This window comes from Roseibium sp., from assembly GCF_025698965.1.
Lineage (GTDB): Bacteria > Pseudomonadota > Alphaproteobacteria > Rhizobiales > Stappiaceae > Roseibium.
Genome location: NZ_JAILWL010000477.1, coordinates 1 through 4,915, shown reverse-complemented (window position 1 = coordinate 4,915; position 4,915 = coordinate 1). Strand labels below are relative to the sequence as shown.

Here is a 4,915-nt window from a genome sequence, read left to right as displayed (position 1 = left end):
AGGCCAATACGGTCTTCCTCGAAAACGGCCTGATCTCTCGCAACATGCTCGATGCGATGGCTTTCTGTCCACCGCTCGTCATCACCGAAGCCCAGGTCAACGATTTGTTCGACATTGCTGAAACCAGCCTCAGGGCACTCGCTGAAAGTCTATGACAATCTGGTCCATCGTCAGCACCATCAGCGGTACGTCCGCTAATGGCGTCGATTTGGCAGAAATCGTCACTGGCAGCACGAAGATTGCGCGGTCCTCCAGGCGAAACAGTCGGCTGTTGGCCTGGAAACCGGCAAAGTGCGCTTGAGGCCGCGGACCGGAAGAGGAGGGGTTCAAGTCCCTTGACCGCTGTGGCTTCGCCAGTGACATCACCAGATGAGTGCCCCTGAAAGAGAGTACTTCCCCGTTTCTCGTCTTTCCCGATGATACGATTGCTGAATCAGAAGCTTTGCTGCCCGGTGCACCAGAACTGCGACTCGTCTGCGGTCGCGAGAGCATGGTCCGGTCTTCGGGAAGCTGAGGTTTTTATTGAATGTTATATTGCTAAACTAAAGTATATTATTTGAGAAACAACAATAACAAGGCAACTAAAATTCGCAAGCGTGATTTAATTTCTGAAAATTAAGATTAAAAAGAGTTAAGTATTAAAACAATTCTCCAAATGCTAAAAGAATACCATGAAGAGCAGCTGAATCTTGAATATTAGGGATGCCTGTTCATGCGTTGAATTGTAAAACTGGAGGGTGTTCGGATATGCCATGCAAAAAGTTTCTGATTTCCACCGCATCTGCATTGTGTCTTGCGGCTGGAACCATCGTGACCGCGAATGCTGCGACATTGATTGTCGGCAACAAATATGCGGGCAACATCAGCTTCGTCGACCTTGAAACCGGCAAGGAGATCAATCGTGTTGAAGCAGGCGGTTCGCCGCACGAGCTCACGCTTTCTCTCGACGGAAGTCAGGTGGTTGTCGTCTCCTATCTTGAGGAGGGCTATATCGGCCAGGAACTGAACCTGTTTGACGTTGCGAGCGCCAAACATCTGGAGACGATCGACATCTCGCCCCATATGGCGCCACACGGCATTGCCTGGATCGGCGACAGCAACAAGCTAATCGTAACGACCGAAGAAACCCGGGACGTCATCAAGGTGGACATGGAAAAAGGTGAAGTTGCCGCCAGCGTCGCGACGGACCTGATCGGATCTCACCTGCTGGCGCTCACGCCGGACGCGCAAACGGCTTATGTCACCAGCCGGGGATCTGACAAGGTTTCGGTCGTTGATGTCGAAACCATGAAGATCACACAAACCGCGGACGCGGATCGTGGCCCAGAAGGTGTCGGAATCAGTCCGGACGGTAAGGAGCTCTGGGTGGCCAACAACCAGTCGCAGAACATTATCGTCTTTGAGCCTGAAAACATGACACGCGTGGATGTCATAGACGCCGGTTTTCTGCCGATCCGCGTGTTGTTTCACCCGGATGGCGAACATGTGGCTGTCGCCGACCTGAGAGGAGATCGGATCGTTGTGTATGATCGCGAAACACGCGAGCTTCAGAAAGAGATCAACCTTGCCCCTCATGGTGCCAACGGACCAGCATCTCTTCTGTTTTCACCTGATGGCAACTACCTCTTTGCCGGAGCGCAGGACAGCGGCCTCGTTGTCGAAATAGATACATCAAACTGGTCTGTTTCACGCGTCTTTGAAACGGATGCCGGGGCTGACGGCCTTGCCTTCAGCGACGTCAAACTGGTCAGCTGAACTCTCGCGGAGGGCGGATCATCGCCCTCCGTTTTTCGTTTGCGATTGCCATCTTGCTGCATCGTCCACCTTGCGCGAATTCGATCAAGCCGCTAACCAGATCTTATGAATGGATCTGAAATCTATCAGCGGCTTATCGGCCTGATCGAGGAGCGGGTGCTCAAACCCGGAGACCGCCTGCGCGAAGCGGATCTGGCTGAAGAATTCGGTGTTTCCCGAACGCCGATCCGCGAAGGGTTGAAACGTCTCGAGGCGCAGGGCCTTGCCGTGCACGAACCCAACCGTGGCATGGTGGTGCCGACACTGGATCATGGCCAGATCAACGAAGTCTATTTCATGCGTGAAGTGCTGGAAGGTACGGCGGCTGGCCTGGCCGCCAAACATGCTTCCCAGCCGGAAATAGAAATCCTACAGGATCTGGTGGTCGCGGATCGCAAACGCATCGAAGACAAGGACAGTCTGGTCCGTTCAAATCGCGAATTCCACCGTCGCCTGTGTCTTGCGTCTCACAATCGCTATCTCGTCGATCAGATCGATCACTTGCGCCTGTCCCTGATCCTGATGGCAGGCACAACACTCGATACGCCGGAGCGGAGGGAAACAGCGGTGGAAGAACATGCAGCAATTGTTGACGCAATTGCCGCAGGAGACTGCCACAAGGCGGAAGCCGCCGCGCGTCTGCATATCTTCCATGCCCACAAGACCCGGCTTCAGCAGATCTGATCAGCTAGGAATGCTTCCCGCAATGGCGCTGTGCAGGGAATGAGCCAGATTGGCGACGGCGGCGACGGCAATCACGCCGAAAGTCAGGATCATCCCGGCGACGCGCAAGTTGCCCAGTTCCGGTTCGCGGCTGAAACCGTAAGCATGACCGATGCGTCCGACCAGCAATGTGAAGCCGAGTCCGTAAAGCAGCCAGCTGGCGCTCCCCATCAGTTCCAGCATGAGCATCAGCAGAAGCGCGAGGGGCACGTATTCGATACAGTTGCCATGGGCACGCATGCGCCGAAGCAGGTGCTCGTTGCCCTGGTCGCCCAGGCCGATATGCTCCGATCCCCGTGCCTTGATCACCCGGACGGTCAGAACCAGATAAAGCAGCGCCAGCAAGCCTGCGAAAATGGGGGTGACGACAATGCTCATGAGAGTCTCCGATCAGGCACGGGGCTGTTTCAGTCGCGGAACGATTGCGCATTTTACCAAAAAAATACGCTGAACCGACGGAACCGGTTCAGCGCTAGTTCTTCACTCGTACAAGACGATCAAATGGCCGTCGCGTGTTGAAGTTTTACGGGTGTTCCTTTGAATATTCCTCGTGATATTCACTGATAATCTGCCGGGCGAAAGCGCCGATCTTGGCGTATTCGGCCTCGGTCAGGTTGGCCAGGGAAACGCGCGCGGAAGCGTCGACCACCTCAAACCCCTTTCCTGGCAAAAGTACCACGCCGGTTTCCTCCGCGAGCCGGAAAAGGAAATCGTAGCCCTTCTTGTTGGCAACGAACCAGTTCGCGAAAGCCTCACCATAGATCCGCCCGCTGAGATGCTGCAGGTTGATAAGCGTGTAATAGTTGACGTCATTCGGCTCGCGATGAGGCTTGACGCCCATATTGAGTTCCAGCGTACTGAACCGTTTGCGGATCAGTCCCTTGGCCGCATTCTTGTAGCGGTCGTCCCGGTCGAGCAGACCGGAAAGCGCGAACAGCATCATCTGGATCTGCTGTGGTGTTGACGCACCAGCCGTGTGATTGAGTGCGACCGCCCGGCTGTCAGCAACCAACCGGTCGATAAACCGGATGTCGCGCGGTGTCGTCGTCAGTGATGAATAGCGTCGATCCAGAACCTTTTTCGTGTTTTCCGGTAATGCCGCCAGGGCATCGTCGAAAACATTGTCCTCATGAAGTGCAATCGCACCGAGGCGCCAGCCGGTCGCGCCGAAATATTTCGAGAATGAATAGACACACAGCGTGTTGCGAGGGCATTTGGCGAACAGCGAGACGAAGTCGTCTGCAAACGTGCCATAAACATCGTCCGTCACGACAAACAGGTCTGGGCGTTTTTCGTTGATGACTGCCGCCACACGATCCAGATCCTCAGGAGACAGTTTGACTGAAGGTGGATTGCTTGGGTTGACGATGCAAAAGACCTTGATCGACGGGTCTTCCAGCTTGGCAAGCTCTGCATCCGAAAACTGCCAGTCGGCACCTTCCTCCATACGGATATCGACGACGGGCATGTCGTATTCCGGCAGTGGCGGAATTTCCAGGTAAGGCGAAAAGATCGGCGTTCCGAGGGCAACCTTGTCGCCTTCTTTCACCAGGCCGTTGAATTTCAGGGTCTGGAAAATATAGGTCATCGCCGCCGTGCCGCCTTCGGTGGCAAAGACGGAGAACGGGCCAGCCGGTGGCTCGTCACCGAACATTTCCTTGCTCAGATAGGCGCCTACAATCTTCTCTGCGTTGGACAGCATACGTGGCGGAACGGGATAGACGCAGCCAAGGAAACCCTGGACCATCTCGTGGATCAGTTCGTGTCTGTGAATGCCCAGTTGGTCCTTGGCATAGGAGAGGCAGGCTTTCAGAAACGTGGTGCCGTCCTTGTCCTCATGCCGATGCAGAAAATCCTCGAAGCGGAGCAACATGCCTTCCTGTTCAGGCAGGCCGCCAAAGCCACTGTCGAGATAGGAATAGGACCGCTCGGATTCTTCAACGGCGAAATCGCCGAGCCGGAGAAAGGCGCGCCGCGGATGGGTCGCCAGGAAATTGGGATTACCACGTCCTGCATTCAGCATCATCCGGTCGGCGGAGGACGTGGCGATTTCAATCAGTTTGTCTTTAAGTTCAAACGGGCTCAGATCTTCAAAGCCTGAATAATCGTTCTTGCTCATGTGAGATCTCCAAGATCATTGTGCCGGATTGGTTGTCACGAGGCCGACAATCAGCGGTCCCCAAAGGGTCAGAAGCACATTGGCAACCGCGTAGGTGACGGTGAAGGTAACAACGGGTGTCGCGTTGTCCGCCTTGCCGAGAAGGGCCGCAAAAGCCGGATTGGCGCTTCGCCCACCTGCCACACAGGCCAGAGCTTCAATAGGGTTTTGGATCCGCAGCACATAGTAGGAAAAGAAGAACCCTATGGACTGCGGAATAAGTGTCACACCGATGCCAAA

The 4,915-nt window shown here is 54.9% G+C and carries 4 protein-coding genes and 1 pseudogene; 2 read left to right on the top strand and 3 right to left on the bottom strand.

Going from position 1 to position 4,915, the window contains the following annotated elements:
* Nucleotides 1–747: 747 nt before the first annotated feature.
* Together K5905_RS27425 and K5905_RS27420 are read left to right on the top strand one after the other, a co-directional pair.
* The gene (locus tag K5905_RS27425) at nt 748–1,755 is read left to right on the top strand and encodes a YncE family protein (RefSeq protein WP_297590250.1); all 1,008 of its coding nucleotides are present in this window, start codon (nt 748–750) and stop codon (nt 1,753–1,755) included.
* A 105-nt stretch (nt 1,756–1,860) separates the two neighbouring features.
* Nucleotides 1,861–2,478 carry a GntR family transcriptional regulator gene (locus K5905_RS27420; protein WP_297590248.1) on the top strand — a complete coding sequence of 206 codons (618 nt, stop codon included), beginning with the start codon at nt 1,861–1,863 and terminating at the stop codon, nt 2,476–2,478.
* Here K5905_RS27420 and K5905_RS27415 read toward each other — a convergent pair whose 3' ends face one another.
* The 3 genes and pseudogenes from K5905_RS27415 to K5905_RS27405 all read right to left on the bottom strand — a co-directional run.
* Nucleotides 2,479–2,895 carry an MAPEG family protein gene (locus tag K5905_RS27415; RefSeq protein WP_297590246.1) on the bottom strand — a complete coding sequence of 139 codons (417 nt, stop codon included), beginning with the start codon at nt 2,893–2,895 and terminating at the stop codon, nt 2,479–2,481.
* A 145-nt stretch (nt 2,896–3,040) separates the two neighbouring features.
* Entirely contained in the window at nt 3,041–4,636 is a 1,596-nt protein-coding gene (locus tag K5905_RS27410) for a bifunctional aspartate transaminase/aspartate 4-decarboxylase (RefSeq protein WP_297590243.1), read from the bottom strand.
* A gap of 15 nt (nt 4,637–4,651) precedes the next feature.
* A pseudogene (locus K5905_RS27405) lies at nt 4,652–4,915 on the bottom strand (aspartate-alanine antiporter); the annotation flags it as partial.

Bases quoted from the DNA above. Each gene is read 5' to 3' on its own strand.
- K5905_RS27425 (WP_297590250.1), top strand. From the start codon at position 748: ATGCCATGCAAAAAGTTTCTGATTTCCACCGCATCTGCATTGTGTCTT.
- K5905_RS27420 (WP_297590248.1), top strand. From the start codon at position 1,861: ATGAATGGATCTGAAATCTATCAGCGGCTTATCGGCCTGATCGAGGAG.
- K5905_RS27415 (WP_297590246.1), bottom strand. From the start codon at position 2,895: ATGAGCATTGTCGTCACCCCCATTTTCGCAGGCTTGCTGGCGCTGCTT.
- K5905_RS27410 (WP_297590243.1), bottom strand. From the start codon at position 4,636: ATGAGCAAGAACGATTATTCAGGCTTTGAAGATCTGAGCCCGTTTGAA.